Origin of the sequence: Acidovorax sp., from assembly GCF_034519795.1 — a bacterium.
Classification (GTDB): domain Bacteria; phylum Pseudomonadota; class Gammaproteobacteria; order Burkholderiales; family Burkholderiaceae_C; genus Acidovorax.
Genome location: NZ_JAXHOB010000018.1, coordinates 21,514 through 44,786 on the forward strand (window position 1 = coordinate 21,514; position 23,273 = coordinate 44,786).

20 protein-coding genes are annotated in these 23,273 nt (G+C 69.8%); 12 read left to right on the top strand and 8 right to left on the bottom strand.

Going from position 1 to position 23,273, the window contains the following annotated elements:
• Positions 1–103: 103 nt before the first annotated feature.
• The 4 genes from U5N23_RS20980 to U5N23_RS20995 are packed head-to-tail and all read right to left on the bottom strand — an operon-like array spanning position 104 to position 5,628.
• Positions 104–1,606 carry a carotenoid oxygenase family protein gene (locus U5N23_RS20980; protein ID WP_322594679.1) on the bottom strand — a complete coding sequence of 501 codons (1,503 nt, stop codon included), beginning with the start codon at positions 1,604–1,606 and terminating at the stop codon, positions 104–106.
• 51 nt (positions 1,607–1,657) lie between these two features.
• On the bottom strand, positions 1,658–2,950 hold the full coding sequence (locus U5N23_RS20985; RefSeq protein WP_322594680.1) for an alpha/beta hydrolase family protein: 1,293 nt from the start codon (positions 2,948–2,950) through the stop codon (positions 1,658–1,660).
• A gap of 24 nt (positions 2,951–2,974) precedes the next feature.
• Positions 2,975–4,618 carry a serine hydrolase gene (locus tag U5N23_RS20990; protein WP_322594681.1) on the bottom strand — a complete coding sequence of 548 codons (1,644 nt, stop codon included), beginning with the start codon at positions 4,616–4,618 and terminating at the stop codon, positions 2,975–2,977.
• Between the two features lie 47 nt (positions 4,619–4,665).
• Positions 4,666–5,628 (bottom strand): LysR family transcriptional regulator, encoded by a 963-nt coding sequence (locus U5N23_RS20995; RefSeq protein WP_322594682.1) that lies wholly within the window; start codon positions 5,626–5,628, stop codon positions 4,666–4,668.
• Positions 5,629–5,738: 110 nt separating this feature from the next.
• Between U5N23_RS20995 and pdxA the strand changes: the two genes are divergently transcribed.
• Positions 5,739–7,520 carry a 4-hydroxythreonine-4-phosphate dehydrogenase PdxA gene (gene pdxA, locus U5N23_RS21000; RefSeq protein ID WP_322594683.1) on the top strand — a complete coding sequence of 594 codons (1,782 nt, stop codon included), beginning with the start codon at positions 5,739–5,741 and terminating at the stop codon, positions 7,518–7,520.
• Here pdxA and U5N23_RS21005 read toward each other — a convergent pair.
• The gene (locus U5N23_RS21005) at positions 7,468–7,938 is read right to left on the bottom strand and encodes a MarR family winged helix-turn-helix transcriptional regulator (RefSeq protein ID WP_322594684.1); all 471 of its coding nucleotides are present in this window, start codon (positions 7,936–7,938) and stop codon (positions 7,468–7,470) included. The genes pdxA and U5N23_RS21005 overlap by 53 nt on opposite strands.
• A 72-nt stretch (positions 7,939–8,010) precedes the next feature.
• Here U5N23_RS21005 and U5N23_RS21010 point away from each other — a divergent pair, with 72 nt between their 5' ends.
• The gene (locus U5N23_RS21010) at positions 8,011–8,940 is read left to right on the top strand and encodes a haloalkane dehalogenase (RefSeq protein ID WP_322594685.1); all 930 of its coding nucleotides are present in this window, start codon (positions 8,011–8,013) and stop codon (positions 8,938–8,940) included.
• Here U5N23_RS21010 and U5N23_RS21015 read toward each other — a convergent pair.
• Positions 8,891–9,877: a tripartite tricarboxylate transporter substrate binding protein gene (locus U5N23_RS21015; protein WP_322594686.1), complete on the bottom strand. Its 987-nt coding sequence runs from the start codon at positions 9,875–9,877 to the stop codon at positions 8,891–8,893. The genes U5N23_RS21010 and U5N23_RS21015 overlap by 50 nt on opposite strands.
• Before the next feature lie 165 nt (positions 9,878–10,042).
• Between U5N23_RS21015 and serB the strand changes: the two genes are divergently transcribed.
• Both serB and U5N23_RS21025 read left to right on the top strand, forming a co-directional pair.
• The gene (serB, locus tag U5N23_RS21020) at positions 10,043–10,756 is read left to right on the top strand and encodes a phosphoserine phosphatase SerB (protein WP_322594687.1); all 714 of its coding nucleotides are present in this window, start codon (positions 10,043–10,045) and stop codon (positions 10,754–10,756) included.
• A gap of 144 nt (positions 10,757–10,900) precedes the next feature.
• Positions 10,901–11,482, top strand: coding sequence for a redoxin domain-containing protein (locus U5N23_RS21025; RefSeq protein ID WP_322594688.1), 582 nt, complete (start codon positions 10,901–10,903; stop codon positions 11,480–11,482).
• 36 nt (positions 11,483–11,518) lie between these two features.
• On the opposite strand, the gene U5N23_RS21030 is transcribed toward U5N23_RS21025, so the two are convergent.
• Positions 11,519–12,172 (bottom strand): lysophospholipid acyltransferase family protein, encoded by a 654-nt coding sequence (locus U5N23_RS21030; protein WP_322594689.1) that lies wholly within the window; start codon positions 12,170–12,172, stop codon positions 11,519–11,521.
• A gap of 218 nt (positions 12,173–12,390) precedes the next feature.
• Positions 12,391–13,029 (bottom strand): NAD(P)H-dependent oxidoreductase, encoded by a 639-nt coding sequence (locus U5N23_RS21035; protein ID WP_322594690.1) that lies wholly within the window; start codon positions 13,027–13,029, stop codon positions 12,391–12,393.
• A gap of 92 nt (positions 13,030–13,121) precedes the next feature.
• On the opposite strand from U5N23_RS21035, the gene U5N23_RS21040 reads away from it, so the two are divergent.
• The 8 genes from U5N23_RS21040 (at position 13,122) to U5N23_RS21075 (ending at position 23,273) form a co-directional block, all read left to right on the top strand.
• Complete coding sequence (locus tag U5N23_RS21040; protein WP_322594691.1) at positions 13,122–14,057, top strand: LysR family transcriptional regulator; 936 nt, start codon at positions 13,122–13,124, stop codon at positions 14,055–14,057.
• Positions 14,058–14,924: 867 nt separating this feature from the next.
• A complete protein-coding gene (locus tag U5N23_RS21045) occupies positions 14,925–16,064 on the top strand; it encodes an IS481 family transposase (protein WP_322594692.1) in 1,140 nt (379 codons plus the stop codon).
• Between the two features lie 220 nt (positions 16,065–16,284).
• On the top strand, positions 16,285–16,758 hold the full coding sequence (locus U5N23_RS21050) for a (2Fe-2S)-binding protein (RefSeq protein WP_322594693.1): 474 nt from the start codon (positions 16,285–16,287) through the stop codon (positions 16,756–16,758).
• Positions 16,755–18,884 (top strand): xanthine dehydrogenase family protein molybdopterin-binding subunit, encoded by a 2,130-nt coding sequence (locus tag U5N23_RS21055; RefSeq protein WP_322594694.1) that lies wholly within the window; start codon positions 16,755–16,757, stop codon positions 18,882–18,884. The genes U5N23_RS21050 and U5N23_RS21055 overlap by 4 nt, the downstream gene beginning before the upstream one ends.
• A gap of 19 nt (positions 18,885–18,903) precedes the next feature.
• Entirely contained in the window at positions 18,904–19,908 is a 1,005-nt protein-coding gene (locus U5N23_RS21060; protein ID WP_322594695.1) for an AraC family transcriptional regulator, read from the top strand.
• 62 nt (positions 19,909–19,970) lie between these two features.
• Positions 19,971–20,513, top strand: a complete 543-nt coding sequence (locus tag U5N23_RS21065) for a 2'-5' RNA ligase family protein (RefSeq protein WP_322594696.1) — start codon at positions 19,971–19,973, stop codon at positions 20,511–20,513.
• Positions 20,514–20,625: 112 nt separating this feature from the next.
• A complete protein-coding gene (locus U5N23_RS21070) occupies positions 20,626–20,970 on the top strand; it encodes a hypothetical protein (RefSeq protein WP_322594697.1) in 345 nt (114 codons plus the stop codon).
• A 134-nt stretch (positions 20,971–21,104) separates the two neighbouring features.
• Positions 21,105–23,273 (top strand): TonB-dependent siderophore receptor, encoded by a 2,169-nt coding sequence (locus tag U5N23_RS21075; RefSeq protein ID WP_322594698.1) that lies wholly within the window; start codon positions 21,105–21,107, stop codon positions 23,271–23,273.

Sequence of the window (23,273 nt, forward strand, 5' to 3'; positions counted from 1 at the left end):
TCCAAGAGCGCCGCACGACGCACTATTGGCAGACCGCCAGCCAGCCCGCCCACGGCAGCGGCGATGCAGTCGACCCACAGCAACTGGTTCTTCACCGCCCAACTCACCCCGGCATCCAGGCAGGCTTGAACGCCGCATGGAACCCGAACGGCACCACCTGTGGCAAATGCAGCGTGGCCAGGCACTGCATGCTGGCCGGGTCGATCACGCCGATCACTGTGCCCTCGTCGCCTTCAGCCAAGGTGGGCACCAGCAGCACGCCATCGTCCTCGGCGGTGGAGCCGGGGCGCTCCACGAACAGGGGCTCCAGCTGCACGGCATGCTCGCGCTGCCAGGTGCCGGCGATGCGGCCGCCGTCGAGGTCCAGCTTTACCGTGCGGTCGAACATGGGGGCCTTGCCATCGGGGTCGAAGCCGGCAAACCAGGCGTGGCGCGACTGCTTCTTGCCCCAGTAGGCGCCATGCACGGCGGGCAGTTCCACGCTGGCGCCTTCGACCAGCGGCCGGGGCTGCGCATCGGTGCGGCCGGGCTCCAGCCGGTAGCGCTGCACGCGGTGCTGCACGCCGATGGGCTGGCCGGCACGCAAGCGCTCCAGGCGCAGCGCGCTGAAGATCTCGGGGCCGTCGGTGGTGCACAGGTCCAGCACCAGGGTGGCGGGCGTGCGCCCGTCCTGGCTGGGCTCGTCCCACGCCTGCACGGCATGGAAGCTGGCCATGGCCGGCACGGACCAACTGCGCACGCTGCCATCGGTGAGCGAGACAGCGTCGATGCGCGACCCTGCAGCCGCATTCCACTTGAAGCTGTCGATGAAGCCCTTGCCCGCCAGCGCCAGCTTGATGGCATTGACCCGCATGGCCGGCTGCCAAACGATGGCGTGCGTGGGCGTCATCGCAAAGGCGTGCAGGTAGCCCGCCTGCCGCACGGACCAGCGCCCCATCACCTCGCGCCGCCGGCTGCCCTGTGTGATCTTGAACAGCTTGTAGGTGCATTTGGGGCCCATCTCCACGCCCACGTTCCAGTAGGTGCCCTGCGCGTCCGTCACGCCATGGGCCGACATGACATGGATCACCTCGGCATCGTCGTACTCGATGCGCCCCGTGGTGGCCAGCGTGTCGGGGTCGAAGCTGGTGAGCAGCGGCGTCTCGGTCTGCGCCACCCACTGCGAGCCAATGCGCGCCATCACCACCGCCCCGTTGTCCGTCACGATCGGGTGGCGCAGGTTGCGCAGGCGCGAGAACAGCCCCGCCGGGTCGGCCGTGCCAAAGGCACTGCGCGCCGGCTTGCGCGCCGCCAGGCTCTCGCGCAGGTCATCGGTCTGCAGGTAGCGGCTGCGGTAGGTGGCGCTGGCCCCCCCCACATCGCCCGGCGCCAGCCGCACCCGGTGCAGCATGGCCAGGCCATCAAACCAGTGCACGTAGCTGCCATGCGGCAAGTCCCACAGCGCCGGGCCATTGAGCAGCAGGCTGCCGCCGATGAGCCACGGGGGGATCTGGCCACGGATTTCCACCGGGGTGTCGGGGAGTTCGCGGGCGGTGGATTGGAGGCCGCGCAGGCGCCCCACCAGGGTGGATGGCGTTGGTGCTGCGGACTGGATGGCGAGGGTCATGGGCTTTTGGTTGGACTGATTTTTTGGCGTATCAGTACGCATGTGCGTCCATCATGGCCCAGGCTGGGCAAGGGCAGCAGGGAAAATTGACACGGGCTGGTTCGGCGCGAGCCGGACCTGGGCGGCCAGCAAGGGCTCCACCAAAGGGCCCCACAGACCACTGAACGCAAGGATGTTGTGGCCGTCCTGCCCTGCCTGCATTGGGGGTGTGTGGAAGCTTCCCCGTCCTCCGGCAGCCACGAAAGAGTCGAAATTCCTGCGGCTATGGGCCAGGCTATAGAACGGGTCGTGGTCCGCGTAGAGCCAAAGTGTGGGCCCGGCGAAGCCAGCGCCTCTCGTGGCAAGCCCGCCATTGATCTCGTCGGCCGTCGCCTGCTCATCCACCCAACCACCGACAAAATTGAGGACGCCTTGGAACAGCCCGGGCCGGGCCCCCGCAGCAGCCAGCGCCAGAAAGCCGCCACGGGAGTGTCCGCCGATCAGCAGGCGATCACGGTCCACATCGGGCCGCTCCAGCAGGTGCGCCACGGCGCACTCCACGTCGTATAGGGCATGCTCGAAGCCTGCCAGCGCGCATTCGGGCCGATGGGAATACCCCGACCCATCGGGCTCCAGGCCCTCGGCATACACGCCGCCTGATTTGCCGCGCCCCCGGCGTTGGGGAAACACGACCATCCACCCACGGTCATTGAAGAACCTGGCCAGGGCCGGGCTGGTCACGGTGGTGGTGAACGTGGCAGCGTCATTGCCCATGCCGGTAGAGCCGTGGTTGAAGAGCAGCGTGGGGAAAGGCCCGGTGCCCAAGGGCTTGTAGGTCACCATCTCCAGGCAAATGGGCCGCCCGTCCTGGTCCAGCGCCCCCGTGGTTAGGTACTCGCTCACCCGGTGCCCGCCAGCCTTCTGCTGTGTGAGCACCCCGGCCATGCGGCCTGCTGCATCGCGCCAGAGAAGCTCCACCACATCCGGGTCCCGCATCCTGAAGTGGACGATGGCACCATCCGGCAGGTTTGCCTGGAGCTCGCCTTCGTGCCAGACGGCCCCTACCCGTTCGCTCTGCACCCTCCGGCGCGCCGAGGCGCGTACACAAACGACGGTTGCGCCGCTCAAAGACACCTTCTCGACAATCAGCCTGACGTCGCTTGTGCGCCCCTGGTCCGCCCATCCCGACCAGGCACCGCACCACGCGGTCATCGAGGCCGGCAGACCGGGCGGTGGAGATTCAATGCACACGTCCGGCGGCACGATGGCAGGCACGGCGCTCTCGGACGGCTCTGGTTCGAGCGAGGCCATGTAGGCCGGCCATGCCGTCGCCACGCGTTCTTGATGGGGGTTGAACGTGGTCACAGGTGGGTCATGCAAAGCGAAGCGCTACTCTACCCGCCCCCGCACCTGCCCCCTGAACCCCCAGTTGTTCTCCAACCCCACATTCACCGCTTTCCCGCCGTCCTCGAACTTCAGCGTGACCACGGTGACCTCGCCATCCGCCACCGAGCGTGAGATGAGCTGAAACGATTGCGCATCGAGCCAGTGGCCCTTGATGGCGATGACGGCATTGGGGCCCTGCGGCGCGGTGCGGTACTTGCCGTCCAGGCCCAGCGGGCCGGTGACGGGCTCGCGCGGCAAATCGGGGCGGCTGCCGTCGAAGCTGACTTCGTAGCGCGGGTTGGCGGGCGTCAAGTCCAGCAGCAGGCGCTGGATACCCATGCCGTTGCGCTCCAGCAGCCAGGCCTTGCGCGAGACGGTGGCGGCCAGCTCGGGCGTGGGGCCCACGGGGTTGGGGCTGGGCTTTTCGACCCCGGCGTCGCGGATGCGGGCGGCCAGTTGGTCCTGCGCGGTGGCGTTGGCGGGCTGGGGCTCGCGCGAGCGCACGGCGGCGGTGATGTGGTCGATGAACAGGGGCAAAGGGTAGTGGCGCCGGCCGGTGACGGCGACGACCACATCGAGGTCGGGCAGCACCACGATGAGCTGGCGGTTGAAGCCGGCGGTGAAGTAGGCGCGTTTGGACGGGATGCTCCACCAGCCGTTGGCGTATTTGAAGGCGGGCGCCGCGCTGCCAAAACCCATGTCCACGGTAGGATGGAAAACCTGCTCCACCCAGGCGGCGGGCAGCAGCTGGCGGCCGTTCCACTGGCCCCGGCGCAGGTAGAGATAACCGATGCGCGCCATGTCGCGCGGGTGCAGGTACAGGCCCCAGCCGCCGACCTCCAGGCCCTGCGGGTCCTTGCGCCAGCGCACATCGGTGATGCCCAGGGGGCCGAACAGGCGCTCTCGCGCATAGGCCAGGGTGCTGCCGCCGGTCTTTTGCGCCAGGATGGCCGAGAGCAGATGGGTGTTGCCGCTGTTGTAGTTGAAGCCCGCGCCGGGCGCCTGGGCCATGGGGCGGTCGAGCACAAAGCCCTGCCAGTCGCGCGCGCGGCCCAGCTGCAGCATGGTCTCGGGCACGGCATCGCTGAGCGGCTCGATCCAGCTCAGGCCCGAGGTCATGTCGAGCAGGTGGCCCAGGGTCATGGCCTTTTTGGCCGCATCGGCGTTGGCGACCTTGCGGCCCTCAAAGAAGTCGAGCACGGGCGCATCGCGCGAGGCGATCAGCCCGTCCTGGATGGCCATGCCGGTGAGCGTGGCCACCACCCCCTTGGTGGTGGAGTTGACGGCATGCTTGAGCCCCTCGCGGTACGGGGCGTAGAAGGCCTCGGCCACCAGGCTGCCGTGGCGCGTGACGAGCAGGCTGTCCATGCCCTGCGCGGCGCCAAAGTCGATGAGCTTGGCCAGGGCGGCGGAATCCATGCCCTGGGCCTCGGGCGTGCTTTCGGCCCAGTCGTCAGCGGGCCAGAGGGTGGTGGCCGGGGTGGCGGTCGATGCAGCCGATGCGGCGGGCGCCGCTGCGTCCTGCTGCGCCCCTGCCGTGAACGGTGCGGCGGCGCCGGCCAGCAGCACGGCCGTGGCCTGCCTGCGGTTGATGACTGCGGCTGCGGACGGGCCAGTCGCCTTGTCGTGCATGTGGTGTGTTGCCATCGCCAGCCTCCCTCTGTGTCTGTTGTGCAGGAATCATATGCGGGAGCCTATGCGTGCCTGGGCCCCCTTTTGGGGGACTGTTGGCGTTTGCCCACGGCGGGCGGAGGTGGTGGCACCAGGCCTTCCCACGCTGCGCGCAGCCACGCCAGCACGGTATTGAAAACATCCCCATCGTCCACGGCCGCGCGCGGCGCCATGAGTTGGTAACAACTGCCATCGGCCACAAAACCGCGTGGCGCGCACAGCACGCCGCTGGCCAGGTCGTCGGCCACCAGGGCCAGCGGGCCGATGGCCACGCCGGCACCGGCCACGGCGGCCTGCAGGCTCTGGTAGAAGTGCTCGAAACGGATGGCGCGCGTGGGCTTCAAGGGAGTGTGGGCCAGCTTGGACCAGCCCTCCCACGCACCCGGCCGCGTGGCGGTGTGCAGCAGCACGCCCTGCAGCGGGGCTCCTTGCTGCGGCCCAAGGGTGGCGGCCACATCGGGGCGGCACACGGGTCCGATGTGTTCGTGCACAAAGGGCTCGGCCACCACATCGTCGGGCAGCGCAAAGTCGTTGCGGCGGATGGCCAGGTCGATGCCGTCGCGCTCGAAATGCACCACGCCGCCGGCAGATACCAGGCGCAGCTCGCGTTGCTCGCCAATGGCCGCCTGCAACTGCGCCAGGCGCGGTATGAGCCAGCGGATCAGCAAGGTGGGCTCGCACGACAGCACCAGCGGCCGCCCCGGCCCCGCCGTGCGGCGCGCACGGTCCAGGGCCGCGCGCAGGCGGTCCAGCGCGCCAGCCACATCCTCGGCCAGCACCTGGGCGGTGGGCGTGGGCACCACGGAGCGGCTGCTGCGCTGGAACAGGTCAAAGCCAAGCTCGCCCTCCAGCTCGCGCACGGCGCGGCTCACGGCCCCGTCGGTCAGGTGCAGCTCGCGCGCAGCGCGCGACACACTGCCGTGGCGCACCGTGGCTTCGAAGGCGCGCAGGGCGGACAGCGGGGGCAGGCGGGTATTTGGCGGCATGGCTGGATGATTGAGTTTTTCTCAATCATGCATGAGATCAAATCGATTTTCTGAAAGTGCTTGCCCAGGCACAGTCTCGGCATTGCATTGATTGAGCCTCAAGAACCCCGATGACAGCTGCGAGAACCACCAACACCCTCCCCCTGGCCATCACCATGGGCGACCCGGCGGGCATCGGCCCCGAGATCATTGCCAAATGGGCGATGGGGGCCCTGGCGGGCAAGCGCCAGGTGCAGCCCTTTGTCGTGCTGGGCGACGTGGGCACCCTGCAGCGCGCGGCAGCCATGGTGGGCGCTGCGCTGCAGTTGCGCGCCGTGGGCGATGACCTGCATGGCGTGCGCCAAGCACTGGAGCAAGGCGCCCTGCCCGTGCTGCAGGCCTGCGCGCCGCTGCCGGCCGATCTGCCCATGGGCCGCGTGGACGCACGGGCCGGCGCCGCAGCGCACGCCTGCGTGCAGCGCGCCATCGACCTGGCGCTGGCGGGCCGGGTGGCCGGCATCGTGACCGCACCGCTGCACAAGGAGGCGCTGCGCGCCGCCGGCGTGCGCCACCCCGGCCACACCGAGATGCTGGCAGAGCGGGCAGGCACCACCGATTTCGCGATGGTGCTGGCCAATGGCGAGCTGCGGGTGCTGCTGGTGTCCATCCACCTCTCGCTGCGCGATGCGATTGCCGCCGTGACGCCCGAGAACGAGCTGCGCGCCATCCGCCTGGCGCACCGTGCCTGCCGCGCCTACGGCATTGCACAGCCGCGCGTGGCGGTGGCGGGGCTCAACCCGCATGCGGGTGAAGGCGGGCTGTTCGGCCATGAAGACTGCGAGGTCATCGCCCCGGCCATTGCGGCTGCGCGTGCCGAGGGCATAGCCGCCACGGGCCCCTGGCCGGGGGACACGGTGTTCATGCGCGCACGCCAGGGTGCGTTCGACATCGTGGTGGCGCAGTACCACGACCAGGGCCTGATCCCCGTGAAGTACCTGGGCGTGGACCAGGGCGTGAACATCACCGTGGGCCTGCCCTTTGTGCGCACCTCGGTGGACCATGGCACGGCCTTCGACATCGCGGGCACGGGCCGGGCTGATGCGGCCAGCCTGGGGCATGCGGTGCAGCAGGCGCAAGCCATGGCGGCGCATTCCATTCCAGCCACCGCCACCGCCCTGCCGGAATTCATCTTCATGCTCACCCGGCACGACCAGACCATCACCGACGCCCTGGAGCAGTTGCCCGCCGTGCTGGCCGCCGGGGTGCGGCACATCGGCTTCAAGGACATCGGCCTGCCCTGGGCCGCGCTGCAGCGCCTGGCCGGTGCCATCCGCGCGGCCGGCGCGGTGAGCTACCTGGAGGTGGTGAGCCAGGACGAGGCCAGCGAAACCGCATCGGCCCGCGCCGCCGTGGCGCTGGGGGTGGACGTGCTGATGGGCGGCACCCGGCCCGAAGCGGTGCTGCCGTTGCTGCGCGGCACCCCCATCCGCTACTACCCATTTGCCGGCCAGGTGGTGGGGCACCCGAGCGTGCTGCAGGGCACGGTGGCAGACGTGGTGGCCAGCGCGCGCTGCATTGCCGCGCTGGAGGGCGTGCACGGGCTGGACCTGCTGGCCTACCGCTTTGCAGGCGATGCAGCCGAGGTGCCTGCGCTCATAGCCGCCGTGTGCGCGGCGGTGGACAAGCCGGTGGTGGTGGCCGGGTCCATCGACCGGGCCGAGCGCATCGGTGCTGCGGTGGCGAGCGGGGCGGCCGGCTTCACGGTGGGCACGGCGGCGCTCGATGGTGCCTTTGGCGCCGACGGGCCGGGGCTGGAGGGGCAGTTGCGCGCCATCCAGGCGCTGTTGACTACCGGTTGGCTCACTCGCCCCCAGGCTGCAGGCGCCCCAGCAGCGCGGCCATCCCGCCCTTGATCGCATCGAGTTCGCCAGTGCCCACCAGGGCCGCCCACTGCGCCTCGGTGCGGCCACCCGCAGCCATGGCCAGCGGCCGGATCTGCTGGCCCCGTGGCGTGAGGAAGACCAGGCGCGAGCGCTTGTCGCTGGGGCTGGGGCGGCGCTCCACATAGCCGAGCTTTTCCAGCTCGTCCACCGTCTGCGCCATGGACTGCTTGCGCACGCGGGCCAGCCGCGTGAGCTCGCTCACGGGCATGCCTTCGGGGGGCACAAAGGTGAACACGCTGGCATGCGCTGCGCGCACGTCGCCAAAGCCGGCCTCGGCCAGGGCCTCGTCCACCGCGCCGGCGAACTGCTGGTGCAGCAGGCGCAGCAGCACACCCAGCGAGCCGGGGGTGGCGATGGTGGCAGTTGCGGGGGAGGTCGATGGGCTCATGGGCTATTTGACAGGCGCCTGTCTATTTCAATAAACTAGACAGGTACCTTACCACTTCTCCAGGAATTCCCCATGCCCGCTCTTTCCGTTCTCGATTCGCAGATGCACTACGAAGACACCGGCGCCGCTGCGGGAGACGCCGGCCCGGCCTGGGTCTTCCTGCACGGCAACCCCGCCTCGTCGCACCTGTGGCGCAAGGTGCTGCCGCGCACGCGGGTGCTGGGCCGTCGCCTGGCACCGGACCTGATCGGCATGGGCCAGTCGGGCAAGCCGGACATGGCGTACAGCTGCGACGACCATGCGCGCTATCTCGCGGCCTGGTTCGATGCCCTGGACCTGCAGGACGTCGTGCTCGTGGGCATCGACTGGGGTGCGTCGCTCGCCTTCGACTGGGCGCGCACGCATGCACACCGGGTGCGCGGCATGGCCTTCATGGAGACCATCGTCAAGCCCATGTCCTGGGCGGATTTTCCTGCAGCGGCGCGGCCGCGCTTCGAGGCGTTTCGCACGCCGGGCCTGGGGGAGCAGTTGGTCATGGAGCAGAACCAGTTCCTCGCCGGGTCGCTCACGGCCACGGTGCTCACCCCCCTGTCTGCGGCCGACCGCGCGGTATACGAGGCGCCCTACGCCACGCCCGCGAGCCGGCGCCCGCTGCTGGCCTGGCCGCGTGCCATGCCGCTCGAAGGGTCGCCCGCCGACGTGGTTGAGCGGGTGCAGGCCTACGGCGCATGGCTGGCCAGCTCCCACGATGTGCCCAAGCTGCTGCTCACCTTCACCGGGTCGCCCACGTTGATGATCGGGCCGGCCATGGAGGCCTGGTGCCGCGAGCACATCGCCAGCCTCACGGTGCAGGCCTGCGGCGACGCCGGCCACCTGGCGCCTGAGGACCAGCCCGGGCGCATTGCCGATGCGCTGGTGGCCTGGGCGGGCACGGCCCTGTCTTCGGCGGCCACTACTGCTTCTGGATCCCTGCCTGCTGGATCACATCGCCCCAGCGCTTGATCTCGCGCGCAAAGAAGTCGGCCTGCGCCTGGGGCGTGCCACCGCTGGTCTGCACGCCCAGTTGCAGCAGCCGGGCCTTGACCTCGGGCGCGTTGAGCGCGGCGTTGGTCTCCTTGTTCAGGCGTGCGATGACGTCGGGCGGCGTGTTGGCCGGCGCGGCAAAGGCGTTCCACGAGGCCACGCTGAACTGGGGCGCGCCGCTCTCGGCCACGGTGGGGACGTTGGGCAGCGCGGGCGAGCGCTTCTCGCCCATCACGGCCAGGGCATGGAGCGTGTTGCCCGAGATCTGCGCCAGCACCGGCGCCAAAATCTCGACGCCCGCATCCACCTGCTCGCCGAGCATCGCGCTGACCACGGCCGAGGTGCTGTTGAACGGCACGATGGTGACGTCGATGCCCAGGCTGCGCTTGAACAACTCGGCCGCCAGGTGCTGGGTGCTGCCGATGGCGATGGTGCCGATGTTCAGTTTGCCGGGGTTGGCCTTCGCATAGGCCAGCAGCGCGGCGATGTCCTTGAAGCGCGACTTGGCGCCCGTGACGAGGGCAATGTCGAAGCTGCCCAGCATGGACACCGGCGTGAAGCTTTTCACCGGGTCGAACGGCAGGCTTTTGAACAGGCCCGCGCTCACTGCGTTGCCGTTGGACATGAGCAGCAGCGTGCGGCCATCGGGCGCCGCCTTGGCCACCGTGTCGGCGGCAACGATGCCGCCCGCGCCGGGCTTGTTGTCCACCACGATGGGCTGGCCCGTGGCCTCGGTCATCTTCTGCGCCACCGTGCGCGCCGTGAGGTCGGCCACGCCACCGGGGCCGAAGGGCACGACCAGGCGGATGGGGCGCTTGTCGGCCTGCGCACCGGTCTGTGCCGCCACGCCCGTGCAGGCGGTGGCGGCGGCCAGCAGCAAGAAGGTCCGGCGCTCAGGGATCAAAGGAAAAGTCATGCTGCGTACTATGACAAAAACAGAATTGTCCTGCCATCCGGCCCCTGCACTGGGAGCTATGCCTGTCGGCATGGGCACCCCGGATTCCTCAGGCCGCCACGGGGACACTGGCGCGGGCGATACCATTGGAACTTCCGATACCCGCATTGCCAAGAGCGCCCTGCCATGAAAAACGCCACCGAATTCGCCCCCGGCCTTGTTGTCCAGGGCATAGACGCCCCGCTGTCCCTGTCGAGCTACAAGCTGATTGCCTTCGACATGGACTCCACCCTGATCAACATCGAGTGCGTGGACGAGATCGCCGACGCCGCCGGCCGCAAGGCCGAGGTGGCCGCCATCACCGAGGCGGCCATGCAGGGCATCATCACCGACTACAAGGAAAGCCTGCGCCAGCGCGTGGCCCTGCTCAAGGGCGTGACCGTGGCGCACATGGAGCAGGTGTTCAGCGAGCGCCTGCGCTTCAACCCCGGCGCGAAAGAGCTGGTCAGCGCCGCCAAGGCCGCGGGCCTGACCACGCTCTTGGTCTCGGGCGGCTTCACCTTCTTTGCCGACCGCGTGAAGGCGGGCCTAGGGATCGACTTCGCGCGCTCCAACATGCTGGAGGTGCAGGACGGCCTGCTCACCGGCCGCATGCTGGACCAGGCCTGGGGCGACATCTGCGACGGTGCCGAAAAGCGCCGCACGCTGCTCGAAGTGGCCTCGCTCATGGGCATCGACCCATCGCAGGCGATTGCCGTGGGCGACGGCGCCAATGACCTGCCCATGATGGGTGCGGCCGGCCTCTCGGTGGCCTACCATGCCAAGCCCACGGTGCGCGCACAGGCCAAGGTGGCGATCAACGAAGGCGGCCTCGACCGCCTCTTGGAAGTGTTGCGCTGATCGCCACTCAAAAAGCTCTTCTGGCGTCGTTGCTCCGTCTTGCCGTACTGGCGTACTGTCTGCGACGGAACGCCTAGCCAGAACCGCTGCGCTGAGCTTTGTGAGCGGCTCGACAGTGATCGAACCATCAACCAAAAGACATTGATGCAGCCCACCACCGGTATTCGCGCCCTGCCCCTTCGCGCCTGGCAATCGCTGCGCCGGGGCTGGCGCCAGCACCTGGGCACGCTGCTGCTGGCCGTGCTGGTGGTGGCCGGCGTGGATGCCTGGCGCACGCGCGACCTGCCGAGCGGGCCGGCACCGGACGCAACCATCACCCTGGCCGATGGCACCACCACCACGCTGGACCAATGGCGCGCACGGCACCCTGGCCGCGCCGTGGCCCTGCACTTCTGGGCCGACTGGTGCCCGGTGTGCAAGCTCGAAGAGCCCTCCGTTGCGGCCCTCTCGGCCGACTGGCCGGTGCTGGGCATCGCCATGCAATCGGGCCCCGCCACCCGCGTGGCCCAGGTGCAGCGCCAGCGCGGCATGCCGTGGCCTACTGCGGTGGACCCGCAGGCAGAACTGTCACGCGCCTGGGGCGTGCGCGTGGTGCCGGCGCTCGTCGTTGTGGATGCGCAGGGCCAGGTGCGCTTTGCCACCACGGGCTACACGCCCGGCTGGGGCATGCGCTGGCGGCTGTGGTGGGCGCAGGTGCTGCCGCGCTGGGGTGCCTTGCTGGGCTGAACGCTGCAGTAGCGCAGCGCACGGCCGCACAACGCCTCAGCCGGGGCGTTGCTCCGCCACGCGCTTCATCGCCTCGTCCATGGCCACCGTCAGCGCCAGGGCCGACTCCTTGTTCGCCGTGGCATCGGGCGGCAGCACGATGGGCGGCCCGAAGGTGATGCGGATGCGCGGGCGGGTGAAGAAGTGGCTGGCGCGGATCTCGCCCGGCCCGTCGAAATGCGCGGGCACGATCTGGCCCTTGGCGCGCAGCGCAATGGTGGCCGCGCCGCGCTTGGCCTCGGGGTTCTCGGCATTGCGTGTGCCACCCGGGAAGATCAGCACCAGTTGGCCCGCCTGCACCAGCGAGACCACCTGGCGGATGGTGGCCGTGGTGGGGCTGCCCCGGTCCACCGGGAAGCCGCCACCCGAACTGACGAACCAGGCGCCCAGCTTGGTCTCGAACAGCTCCTTCTTGGCCATCTGGTGCAGCTTGCGCGGCAAAGCGGCATAGCCCACCCACAGCGGGTCCGACCAGCCCACGTGGTTGCACACCACGATCTTGCCACCCGGCCCGTCCAGGTGCTCGGCCCCCGTCACCGTGACCCGGGCCACCCGGGACATGAGGACCCGCAGGATACGAACGAAGAGGTTGGGCTTTTGCAAGGCGGGGGATGCAGAAGCGGAATCCGAAGAAGGTGTGGCGGTGGTCATTGACAGGAGTGGCGGTCGGGAAGGCGCATGGGCGGCGGCTGGTTGGGGGCCGCCTGCCATCGGAATGATAAGCCCGTGTGACAGCCGACCCTGGGGGAATCCCTGAAGAGCGGCCAACAAAACTCTTCTGGCGTCGTTGCTGCGTCTTGTCGCGACTGACCGAAGCTGTCTTGGCTGCGGCGCTGGCGCAGCAGGTGCTCCCACCGAGCGCCAGGGCATCAGGCTGCAGCGCCCAGCAGTTCCTCGGCACAGGCAATGCTGCCATGCTCCAGCGCACCCGCACCCCAGGCCTGCAGCCGCGCCGCATAGCGCGCCGCCTCCCCCGCCAGTTCCGCCGCGCCCAGCTTCCCGGCCCGGTACACCAGGAAGGGCTCGGCCCAGGGCAGGCCGCAGCGGTGGGCCGTGGCATGCAGGGGGTGCAGCAGATCGGCCAGCGGGAACAGGTTCTGGCCCGTGGGCGTGTACGCCTCGGGCACATTGCCGGCCGTGGCGGCCACCAGCAGCGGCGTGCCCTCGAAATGGCGGCCCTCATTCGCGCAGGCGATGTAGTACATGCGGGTCAGCACCGCGTTCTGCCAGGCCTTGAGCAGGGGCGGGGTCGCATACCACTGCACGGGGAACTGCAGCACCACGCGGCGGGCGCTGAGCAGGCGGCGCACTTCGGCATCCACGTCGATGGCAGTGCCCTCGGGGTACAGCGCGGCCACATCGACCACCTGCACACCGGGGAGTGCGGCGGCGGCATCGGCCAGGGCGCGGTTGGTGGTGGACTGGGCAAAGCGCGGGTGGAACAGCAGCACCAGGGTGTCGATGCTGCGGACGGGGGCGGCGGTGGTGGTGATGGTGGTATCGGTCATCAAGGGCTCCTGTGGGTGGGTGGATGCCCCAAGGATGCGATCCGGACGATAATTAATCCAACGGATATTTTGTATATCAGCTCATTGATTCCATGAATTTACGGGGCATAGACCTGAACCTGCTGGTGGTGCTGCAGGCCCTGCTGGACGAGGCGCACGTGACGCGCGCGGCCGAGCGGCTGGGCCTGTCGCAGCCGGCCATGTCGAACGCGCTGGAGCGCTGCCGCCACCTGTTCGGCGACCCGCTGCTCGAACGCGCCAAGGGCGGCATGCGCCTCACGCCCAAGGCCGAGGCCCTGCGCGAACCGCTGGCCCGGTTGCTGGCCGATGCCGCCCGCGTGATCGACCCGCATCCCCAGGTGGACCTGGCCACCCTGCGCCAGACGGTGCGCATCGTCATGGCCGACTACCCGGCCGTGGTGGTGGTCGGCCCGCTGCAGGCGCGGCTGGCGGCGAGCGCGCCGGGCATCGCCCTGGTGGTGGAGCCCTGGCACGGCGCGGCCGATGCGCTCGACGCCATGGCGCGCGGGCGGCTGGATTTGGCGGTGTCGGTCTTCCCGGCGGTGGAGGCGTCGTTCCACCGCGAGGAGCTGCTGCACGAGCAGTACGCCGTGTGCATGCGCGCAGGGCACCCGGCGGCGAAGGACTTCAACCTGGAGCGCTGGCTGCAGTACCCCCACGTGCTGGTCTCGGGCCGGGGCGAGACGCGCGGCGCGCTGGACCAGGCGCTGCTGGCGCTGCAGCGCACACGCCGCGTGGGCGTGGTGGTGCCCAGTTTTCTGCTGGTGCCACCGCTGCTGGCCAGCTCGGACCTGATCGCCATGGTGCCGCGCCGTTGCCTGCGGCCGGTTGCCGGCGGCGTTGGTGTTGGCGGCGAGAGCAGCAGCCCGTTTGGCGGTCTGGCGGTGTTCGAGCCTCCCATCGCGGTTGAGGGCTTTGCGCTGCACCTGGCGTGGCATGCGCGGCGGCAGCAGGATGCGGGGGTGCGGTTTGTGGCGGGGGTGGTGGGGGAGTTGTTGCGGGGGTGAGATACGACGGTTGATGGTCATGGTTGCCGCATGCCTGTTCTGGCGTCGGAGGCCGGGGTGTGCGCCCGGCGGCGCAGTGCTTCTGTTTGACCTAATGCCTATGTTGCGGGCGGGAGCCGGGTCTCGGCCCGGCGGCCGAGGTACTTGTTCTTTGCTTCGCCAAAGAAAAGTACCCAAAAGAAAGGCGACCCCGCTGCCCGTGTCCCCCTCGCCGGAGGCGAGGGGGCAGCCTGCGATGCTCGGGCCTGGGGTGGCGCCGAAGAACTCCCTGCGCTCCCTCTTCGAGGGAGCTCCGGTCAAACAGCTTCGGCGAGCCAGATGACGAGGCGCGTGTCCTTCGGCACGCGCTCACCCCAGGCCCTGCGCTTCTCGGCACGGTCAGAAGGGGGTGGGAGCGGGCTCCACTCGGGCCATTGCTTCGCTCGGCCTGATGGCCCTTCGCTGCGCTCGGCTCGCCAAGGCAATCGCGCCCCAGCTGTCGGCAGCGCGCAACGCGCGCGTCCCCGACCCCAGGCGCAGCTGCGAAGCAGCAGCCGTGTTTGTCCCCGCTCCCCACCCCTGCTGGCTGCGCCGAGAAGCGCAGGGCCTGGGGTGGGTGCGTGTGCCGAAGGACACACGCACTTCGTGATCTGACTCGTCGCGGATGTTTGAGCGGAGTTCGAAGAACGCAGCGAGTTCCGCGACGCCACCCCAGGACCGAGCATCGCAGGTTGCCCCCGTTCGCCCGACAGGGCGATCGGGGGACGCAGACTGGGGGCCGCCTTCTCTTTGGTGACTTTCTCTTGGCGGCTGTATAGACCGGACACATGGTGAACAGGTGTGCGGGGACATGGTGAACACTTTCGGCAAACTTCGCCGGAGGTCCCTATGCCCTGGAAGGCTTGCAACACCATGACTTTGAAACACGAATTTGTTGAGCTGGCACGGCAAGAAGGCGCCAACCTGCGCGATCTGTGCCGGCGCTTTTGCATCAGTCCTACGACTGCATACAAGTGGCTGCATCGCTTTGAGCAGCAGGGCGATCAAGGACTGGCGGATCGCTCACGCAAGCCGTTGAACAGCCCTGCCATCTGTTCTCCTGAGATACAGGCTGCCGTCATCGCGGTGCGCACCGAGCACCCCACCTGGGGCGGGCGCAAGATCAACTGGCGCCTGCAGCACCTGGGCGGGCCTGCTGTAGCGCCCAGCACCATCAACTCGATCCTCAAGCGCCATGGACTGATCACGCCCGAGGCCAGCGAAGCCGCCAAGCCTTGGCAGCGGTTCGAGCGCGACGAGCCCAATGCCCTGTGGCAGGCCGACTTCAAGGGCTACTTTGAGACCTTGGAGGGACGCTGCTCGCCGCTGACCATGCTGGACGACCACTCGCGCTTCAACTTAGCGCTGCAGGCCTGCGGCAAGACCGCCACTGAGGTCGTTCAAATGCACATGACAGAGGTGTTTCGGCGTTACGGCCTGCCTGCACAGATCAACTTCGACAACGGTGCCCCCTGGGGCTCCCCGAGTGCACCAGGCCAGCTCACAGCGCTGGGTGTGTGGCTGGTGCAGCTGGGAATCCGCGTCAGCCACAGCAGACCGTACCACCCGCAGACCAATGGCAAGGACGAGCGCTTCCATCGAACGCTGCAGATCGAGGTGCTCAGGGGGCGGTGCTTTGAGAGCTTGGACAAGGTCCAGCAGGCGCTGGATGGCTGGCGCACGGTCTACAACCACCAACGCCCGCACGAGGCACTGAACGGGGCCACACCGGTCACGCGCTACCGGCCCAGCAAGAGGGCGTTCCCTGAGCAATTGAGCGCGCCAGAGTACACCAGTGAAGACGAGGTGCGCACAGTCGACTGGAACGGGCTTCTGAGGTTCAGGGGCAGGCGCTACAAGCTGAGCAGTGCCCTGCATCGTCACCAGGTGGGCATCAGGGCAAAGCCTGGCAAGGATGGCTGCTTCGAGGTGTTCTTTGCCCATCACCGCTGCCTTGTGATTGACCTGACCAGTACCGACGCCGTCTAATGAAACCCGTCCACCATGTCCCCGCACACCTGTTCACCATGTGTCCGGTCCGTACAGGCGGCCTGAGAAAGTTACTGCGCCGCCGGGCGCACATCCCGGCCCCCGCCCTCAAAACAAGCACGCAGCCAGCACAACAAAAGACTGGCGCAATTCTTCAAGACGCCACGCCCCCCCGCACCAGACACTGCCCCACACCCACAGCAACCGCCGGAGACAATCCATGCAGCTCACCATCAACGGACAAACCCACCCCGTCCCCGACGGCTGGGAACAAGAACCCCTGCTCTGGCTCCTGCGCGAAACCGCCGGCCTGGTCGGCACCCGCTTCGGCTGCGGCGCAGGCCTGTGCGGCGCCTGCACCGTGCTGGTGGATGGCGAGGCCGCCCGCTCCTGCCTGCTCACCGCACAGGCACTGCAGGGCCGCGCCATCACCACCATCGAGGGACTGTCGCCACCAGGCGCTGAACTGCACCCCGTGCAACAGGCCTGGGTGGCCCACAACGTCCCGCAGTGCGGCTACTGCCAGAGCGGCCAGATCATGGGCGCAGTGGCGCTGCTGCGCGCCACGCCACAACCGAGCGACGCGCAGATCGACGCCGCCATGGCCGGCCACCTGTGCCGCTGCGGCACGCAGCGGCGCGTGCGCGCCGCCATCCACCATGCGGCCGGGCAAAGCACAGGAACGCCCTCATGAAGCGCCGCCACCTGCTCGCCGGCACGGGCCTGGCCGCCATCACCGTGGTCTTTGGCGCCGGCTGCTCGCTGGTGCCCGTGATCCCCAAGCGCCCCACGCCGGGCGCCGAGGACGCGCAGGGCTGGATACGGCACGATGCCGACGGCCGCTACTCCCTGTGGGTGCCCTGCGCCGAGATGGGCCAGCAGATCAGCACCGCACTGCAGGCCCTGGCCGCTGCCGAGCTGGGCGTTCCACCCCAGGCCGTGCAGCTGCGCCTGCCCGCCACCGGCGACATCGCGCGCGTGCGCGCCACCGTGGGCAGCGCCAGCGTGCAGGACTTTGCCTTGCCCCTGGCCCAGGCCTGCGCCACCCTGCGCACAGCGCTGGCCAGCGGCGTTGCTGCGGCAGGCAGCACCACACTGCACGCCCAGCCGCTGCCGGCCAGTGCACTGCGCAGCTTCCAGGCGCTGGCGAAAGCCGAGGCACCGGCTCGCTCCGCCGCACCGGCAGGGCAACTGCACGCCATCGTCACGGGCCAGCCACTGTTCGCGGGCGATACGCGCCTGCCCGGAATGCTCTACGGCCGCGTGCTGCGCGCGCCGGTCTCGGCCGAGCTGGACTCGCGCCCCGGCGCCATGGACGAGGCCGCCGCCCGCGCCGACCCGGCCTGCATCGCCGTGGTGCGCAGCCCGCTGCTGGTGCAGATGAACAGCCTGGGCGTGGGCATCGTGGCGCGCAGCCCGGGGGCGCTCGAGCGCATCGAGACCGCGCTGGCCGTGCAATGGCAAGTCGATGGCGATGGCTTCGAAGCTGGGGACATTGCCGCACGCATCGACATCGACCGGCACCTTGCGCGCGGCGCGCTGCGCCACAGGCCACGCAGCGATGCCATGCCCGAGAACGGCACCTGGAGCGTGGACCTGCGCATGGACATCCCGCTGGCTGCGCACGCGCCCATCGAGCCGCGCAGCGCTACCGCTGTCTGGAGCCGCGAACCGCAGCAGCCTGCGCTGCGCGTCTGGGCCGGCACGCAGGACCTGTTCTACGTGCGCGACGTGCTGGCGCGCAATTTCTCGCTCGGCGCAGAGCAGATCGAGGTACAGGCCTGCCGCGTGGGCGGCGGCTTTGGCGGGCGCACGCTGTGCACGGTGGAGCTCGAAGCCGCCGTGCTGGCCCAGGCCGTGGGTGCGCCGGTCAAGGTGCACTGGAGCCGGGCCCAGGAGTTTGCCCAGGGCTTCCAGCGCCCGCCATCGAGCCACCGGGTGCGCGCCAGCGTGCACCAGGGCCGTGAACAGGGCCGGGTGACGCACTGGTGGCATGCGTTTGCCAGCAGCCACATCCTCTTCACCCCGGCCGCCATGCCGCCGTGGATGCAGTCCTTGGCCGACTTCGCGGGCGACAGCGGCGTGGCGCGCGGATCGCAGCTGGCCTATGCCGTGCCGCAGCAGCGCACCGAGTTCACGGCCCAGCGCCTGCCGGTGCATACGGGGCCCTGGCGCGGCCTGGGCGCGGGCCCCAACGCCCTGGTGGTGGAAAGCGCCATGGACGAATGCGCGCGCCATGCCGGCGCCGACCCGCTGGCCTGGCGCCTGGCACACACCAGCGATGCGCGGCTGGCCGCCGCCTTCGAGCGCGTGGCACGCGAGGCGCACTGGAAAAGCCGCCCCGCCAGCGACGCCACCACCCTGCGCGGGCGCGGCATCGCCGGCGGCATCTACAAGGGCGTGAGCTACGCCGCCGCCGTGGCCGACGTGGCGGTGGACCGCGCCACCGGCCAGGTGCGCGTGACGGCGCTGTGGTGCGCCCACGACTGCGGCCTGGTGCTGCAGCCCGACGGCGTGCGCGCGCAGACCGAGGGCAACCTGGTGTGGTGCCTGGGCATGGTGCTGCACGAGGAACTGCCCGTGGCCGCATCGCGCGTAGCCGCCACCACCTTTGCCGACTACCCGCTGGTGCGCATGGGCGACGTGCCGCCCCTGCACGTGCACCTGATCGACAGCAATGCGCCGCCTACCGGCGCGGGCGAGACCGCGATGGTGGCCGGCGCAGGCGCCATTGCCAATGCGCTGCGCGACGCCACAGGCCATCGCTTCACGCGCTTTCCGGTGCGCAGCGGCGATGTCTTGCAGGCGCTGAAGGGCTGAGGCCTTCACAATGCCCGGCATGCACAACGAGGACTTCGCCAGCGCCGCCATGGTCCGCCTGCTGGTGCGCGCCATGGCCGCGCAGGGGCTGGCGCTGCCGCCTGGCCTGCCTGCGCCTGCCGCCCTGGTCGGCAGCCATGTGCCGCTCGACTGCAAGCGCAGCGTGGTGCAGGCGGTGCTGGCCCAGGGCGGCCCGGCCCTGCTGCTGCAGCTGGCGCGGCAGGTGCACCTGCTGCGCGATGACCCGGTGTACCGCGCGCTGATGGGCGCGAGCGACGTGCCCGGCCTGCTGGCCCGCTGGCAGCGGCTGGAGCGCTACGTGCATTCAGCCCACCAGGTGAGCGTGCGCGCACAGAGCCTGCACAGCCCGTACAGCCTGCACCTGCAGCACCATGCACGCGCCGGCACGGGCGGCACGCCCCAGCCACCCGAAAGCCTGGCGGTGCTGGGCGTGCTGCTGGGCACCTGCGAGGCCCTGGGCGTGCCCGGGATGGCCGTGCACCTGGGTGAACCGGGCGGCAGCGACAGGCCAAGCTTGCCGCTGGTTCCCGGCGCGGACCAGGCCACCGAGCTGGCAAAAGCCATCGCGCAAGGCCATGCCAGCCACTGGACGCTGCACTGGCAGCCTGGTGCAGCGGCCCATGCGCCCGCAGGGCATGGCGAGCAGAACCCGCAGGCCACGCTGTGCGACGCCCTGCCCTGGCCGCCCCTGGCCCACCGCATCGCACGCCGCGTGCTGCACGACCCCGCAGGCGAGCACCCCGTGGACGAACTGGCCCTATCGCTGGGCCAGGCGCGCCGCACCCTGCAGCGCCACCTGGCCACCCACGGCCTGAGCTGCCGCAGCATTGCCACCGAGGCACGCACCCGCGCCGCCGCGCAGTGGCTGCTGGACACACCCCATGGCATCGCCGAGATCGGGTTTGCCTGCGGCTTTGCCGACCAGCCCCATTTCACGCGCGAGTTCGCGCGCCAGGTGGGCATGACGCCGGCACGCTATCGGCAGGCGTTCGGGCATCCATAGGGCGCGGGCAGGCTGACGCCGGTACGATGAGACCCGCCAGCGCCTTTTCGCCGCCTTGCCACATGGACACTCCACCGCCCCTGTACACCATCGCCACCCCCTCGGTCAGCGCCTCGGCCCAGGCTTTCATCGAAGTCTTTCGGCGCCGGCACGACCCGCAGGCGGACCTGGTGGCAGCGCACTTCACGCTGGTGTTCGGGTGCACGGCCATTGCCGAGGCGGACTACCAGGCCCATGTGGCGGCGATTGCCAGGCAGACGCCCGTTCTCCGCTTCCGTTGCCGCTACGCCATGCTGCACGCGGGCGGCGCGGATGGAATGGCCTATGTGTTCCTGGTGCCCGATGAAGGCCACAGCGCCCTGTCGCGGCTGCACGACCGGCTCTACACGGGTGTGCTGGCCCCGCATCTGCGGCTGGATATCCCCTACGTGCCCCATATCACGATCGCATCGACCCGGGACATGGCTGCCGCCAAGGCGCTGTGCGATGGGCTCAACCAGGACGGTATCGATATCGCCGGTGAACTGCGCTCGCTCACCGTGGGCGTGCTGCGGGACGGGCGACTGCACACCGTGGGCGAGCACCGGCTGGCAAGGCCGGCGTAGCCTTAGCGCACCCGGCCGGGTGCGTGCCTGAGCAGCCATCAACAGGCTCGGGCAAGGTTTCTGCAATTGAGAATCCGTTCTCATCTGTATGATGGCGGTCCAGTCGTCTCCCATGCACCCGTTTCTCCTGCGCCTCCTGCTGCTGGCCGTGTTCTTCAACACGGCCATTGGCGTTCCCCTGCACCTCGGCGGGGGCACGCACCTGCAGGTGGCGGCCAGCGCCGCGCAGGCGCCGGACACCGGGCCGCCTGCGCCCGAGCATGCGGAGCATGGCCACGGCGCATGCGCTTGGTGCCTGGCCCAGGCGCAGCAGGCCCATGCGCTGGCCTCGGCCGCGCCGCCTGCGCCGCCGTGCGCCGACGCAGCCGCCACGCTGGCCCCCGGGCCACGGCCGCGCTTTGTCGCTGCGGCGGACCGCTGGCCGTTCGCCGCGCGCGATCCGCCGCGCCACGCCTGACAGGCTGAGCCCCCGCTCCCCCTCCACCCCTGTTGTTGCCGCTGGTGCCTTGGCTCCAGCCCGTCCCTGCGCGCGCCGCCCGGCTGGCTGGCGCGTGCGCGTCCCGCATTTCCTGCCGATCCCTGTTCACCACCATGCCCCTTCCATCCCACCCCCTGCCTTCGCCCCCCTCCGCACGGCCTGAGTCCCTCTGGCGGCGCCTGCCCCTGGCCCTGGCCGCTGCGGCGCTGTGCACCGGCCCCGCCGTGGCCCAGGACACCCCGGCCCAGTTGTCCACCGTCGACGTGGTTGGCCGCACGGAGTCGGGCGCCTACCAGTCGGAAGAGGCTGCCGGCGCCAAGACCGAGCTGCCGCTGCGCGAGCTGCCGCAGTCCGTGCGCATCGTCACGCGCCAGGCCATCGACGATCTGGGTGCCACCAGGCTCGACGATGTGCTCGACTACGTGGGCGGTGTCTCGCGCCAGAACAACTTCGGCGGGCTGTGGGACAACATCGCCGTGCGCGGCCTGCCGGGCAACGAGAACACCGGCATGGCCACGCTGCTCAATGGCTTCTCGTCCAACCGGGGCTTCAACGCACCGCGCGACCTGGCGGGGGTGGAGCGCATCGAATTCCTCAAGGGCAGCGCAGCGGCCCTGTATGGCAGCAGCGAGCCGGGTGGCACGCTCAACATCGTCTCCAAGCGCCCGCTGTGGAAACCCGCGCATTCGGTGGAAGGCTATGTCGGCAGCCAGGGGCTCAAGCGGGGCGCCTTCGACAGCACGGGCCCCATCGGCGAGAACATCGCCTACCGCCTGAACGTGGCGGTGGAGGACCGCGACAGCTTTCGCGACCATGTGACGGCGCGGCGCGAAGTGGTCGCGCCGGCCTTCACCTGGAAGCTCGGGCGCGACACGCTGCTCGAATATGCCGGCGAGGTGCTGCGCCATGCCACGCCGCTGGACCGCGGCGTGGTGGCGGTCAACAACCAGCTGGGCGCCATCCCGCGCAGCCGCTTCCTGGGCGAGCCGGCCGATGGCAAGGTGACGGTGCAGAACCAGACGCACCAGTTCATCCTGTCGCACGAGTGGAACCCCACCTGGCGCAGCCGCCTGGGCCTGTCCTACCGCGAGACCTCGGTCACCGGCTTCTCGACGGAGGCCACCGCGCTGCAGGCCAATGGCAACCTCACGCGCCAGCGGCGCTACCGCGATTTCGAGTCCGACGACATCGCGCTGCAGGCCGAGCTGCAGGGCAAGCTCCAGACCGGGGCTGTGGAGCACGAGCTTCTTTTGGGTGTGGAGCGTTTCAGATTCGACATGGACTCGCTGATGCTGCGGGCCAACCCGACGGCGGCTGCGCCCTATGCGCTCAACATCCACGACCCCGTCTACGGCCAGGCCCAGCCCACGCCCACCGCCAATACCGACACGCTGGAGCAGCAGCGCAACACCGCTTTCTATGTGCAGGACGCGATCAAGCTCGCCCCGGACTGGCGCCTGGTCGCCGGCCTGCGCATGGACCGCTACCGGCAATCGCTGCTCAACCGCAGGGCGGGCGCCACGGCCAGCCAGGAGCCTTCTTCCACGTCACCGCGCCTGGGGCTGAGCTGGCTGCCATCGCCGCAATGGACGGTCTATGCGAACGCGGGCCGCTCCTTCCGCCCGAACGTCGGCAGCGACTTCGCGACCAGTAGCTTCGAGCCGGAGACCGGCCGCGCACTGGAGCTGGGCGCCAAGTGGGAGAGCGCAGACCAGCGCATGGGTGCCACGGCCGCGCTCTTCGACATCCGCAAGCGCAACGTGCTCACGGCCGACCCGGCCCACAGCGGCTACTCGGCAGCGGCGGGCGAGGTGCGCAGCCGCGGGCTGGAGTTCGACTTCGCGGGCCAGGTCACGGCCCACTGGCGCCTGAACGCGAGCCTGGTGCTCAACGACGTCGAGGTCACCCGGGACAATACCCTGGAGGTCGGTGGCCGCCTGCTCAACGTGCCCAGGGTCAACGGCAGCGTGCTGGCGGTGTACGAGGACATGCTGGGCAACGGCCAGCGCTACGGCATCGGCGGCGGCGTCACCCACGTGGGCAAGCGCCTGGGCCAGGCACGCACCCAGGCCGAGGCGAACGCCGCCTCGCCCGCCTTCGACCTGCCGGCCTACACCACGGCCAAGCTGGTCGCCTACTGGCGCCTGTCGCCCACGCTGCGGCTGACGCTGGACGTGGACAACCTGTTCGACACGACCTACTACACCAGCTCCTACAGCCGCGTCTGGGTGACCCCCGGCACGGCGCGCACCCTCACCGTGGGCCTGCAGGCCCGCTTCTGA